General features: G+C 55.9%; 1 protein-coding gene. It reads right to left on the bottom strand.

Annotation, left to right across the window (positions count from 1 at the left end; all coding sequences use genetic code 11):
- Positions 1–1,224, bottom strand: a 1,224-nt coding sequence (locus ACO6V1_RS24040; RefSeq protein WP_422469138.1) for a DUF1601 domain-containing protein, incomplete at both ends; no start/stop codon positions are given.

Genomic DNA, 1,224 nt, shown 5'->3' with positions numbered 1-1,224 from the left:
GTTGTCCACCAGTTTCGCCATGGCCCAAAACAGGTTGGCGATACCCTGCGGTTTAAAGTGAGCTTTTTGTCCATTTACGAGGGGCATCAGCGCGGTCACGGCCTCGTTGAGACCTGGTGTCTGCGCCTGCCCGTTGTCCACCAGTTTTGCCATGGCCCAAAGCAGGTTGGCGGTTTCCTGTGGGTTAAAGTTAGCTTTTTGTATGTGCACGAAGGGCAACAGCGCCGCCACGGCCTCGTTGAGACCTGGTGTCTGCTCCTGCCCGTTGTCCACCAGTTTCGCCATGACCCACAGCAGGTTGGCGATATGCTGAGGGCTAAACTGGTCTTTCTGTGCGTCCACGCGGGGCAACAGCGCGGCCACGGCCTTGTTGAACTCTGGTGTTTGCTCCTGCCCGTTATCTACCAGTTTCGCCATGGCCAGTAGCAGGTTGGCGATGCTCTGGGCAGTAAATTGGTCTTTCTGTGCATTCGCGTGGGACAACAGCGCGGCCACGGCCTTTTTCAACCCTGGTGTTTGCTCCTGCCCGTTATCTACCAGTTTCGCCATGGCCCACAGCATGTTGGCGATATGCAGTGGTTTAAAGCTAGCTTTTGGTTCGGTCACGCAGGTCAACAGTGCAGCTACGGTTTCGTTGAACTCTGGTGTCTGCTCGTACCAGTGGTCCACCCGTTTCGCCATGGCCCACAGCAGGTTGGTGATTTCCTGAGGTTTAAAGTGAGCTTTTTGTGCCTTCACGAGGGGTAACAGCACGGCCATGGTCTCGTTGAGACCTGGTATCCGCTCCTGCCCTTTGTCCTCGAGTTTTGCCATAGCCCACATCAGGTTGGCGATATGCTGAGGAATAAACTGGTCTTTCTGTGCGTTCACGTGGGGCAACAGCGTGACCACGGCCTTGTTGAAATCTGGTGTCCACTCCAGCCCGTTGTCCTCCAGTTTTGCCATGGCCCACAGCAGGTTGGCGATATGCAGAGGAATAAACCAGTCTTTCTGTGCATTCACTTGGGGCAACAGCCCGACCAGGGCCTTGTTGAACTCTGGTGTCCGCTCTTGCCCGTTGTCCACCAGTTTCGCCATGGCCCACAGCAGGTTAACGATACCCTGTGGTTTAAAGTTCGCTTTTTGTACGTTCACGTAGGGCAACAGCACGGCCATGGCCTCGTTGAGACCCGGTGTCCGCTCCAGCCCTTTGTCCACCAGTTTCGCCATGGCCCACAGCAGGTT

The organism is Endozoicomonas sp. ALC013, assembly GCF_049310205.1.
GTDB lineage: Bacteria > Pseudomonadota > Gammaproteobacteria > Pseudomonadales > Endozoicomonadaceae > Endozoicomonas.
Note: the sequence above shows the minus strand (reverse complement) of the source record. Positions and strands in the feature narration are given on the sequence as shown.